The sequence below is a fragment of the Catenulispora pinistramenti genome, from assembly GCF_018274385.1.
Lineage (GTDB): Bacteria > Actinomycetota > Actinomycetes > Streptomycetales > Catenulisporaceae > Catenulispora > Catenulispora pinistramenti.
The window spans coordinates 1-394 of the sequence record NZ_JAAFYZ010000601.1; the positions used below are offsets into that span (position 1 = coordinate 1).

At 59.9% G+C, this 394-nt stretch carries 1 protein-coding gene and 1 pseudogene; both read right to left on the reverse strand.

The window, feature by feature from the left end:
- Positions 1-191: GspE/PulE/PilB domain-containing protein (locus KGQ19_RS53670; RefSeq protein WP_212022530.1), on the reverse strand; the 191-nt coding region annotated here is incomplete at its 3' end.
- A 10-nt stretch (positions 192-201) separates the two neighbouring features.
- Positions 202-394 (reverse strand): annotated as a pseudogene (locus KGQ19_RS53675) (prepilin peptidase-dependent pilin); the annotation flags it as partial.

A 394-nucleotide genomic window follows, 5' to 3' on the forward strand; every position in this document is an offset into this window, starting at 1 on the left:
TGCAGACGCTTATCCATCTGCTCCTGGCTCCAGCATTCAATGTCGATCCGCTTTTGCGTCGCGAAGCGTAGCGCCTCCATTAACTCCGCCGGCGGGGTATTAACCACCGCAATAGAGATTGTCTGTTCATCGCTATGCAGCAGCATGGCGTGGTAGCGACGGCAGAGAGGGATCAGCTGTTCTGTTTTCATGCATTCGCCCTCACTTCACCCGGAAAACGTCTTCGCAGGCCTGCTGAAGCGCGCTATTGCCGGTGATGGTGCAGACGCGCTGCCAGCCGGTGACGCCCTCGGCATTGTCCCAGGTCGGCGTCAGGGTGACCCCCAGTCCGTTCAGACTCTCCTGACCGGTGAGGGTGACGACCCCTTTGGCCACGCTCATGGCGGAGAGGTAG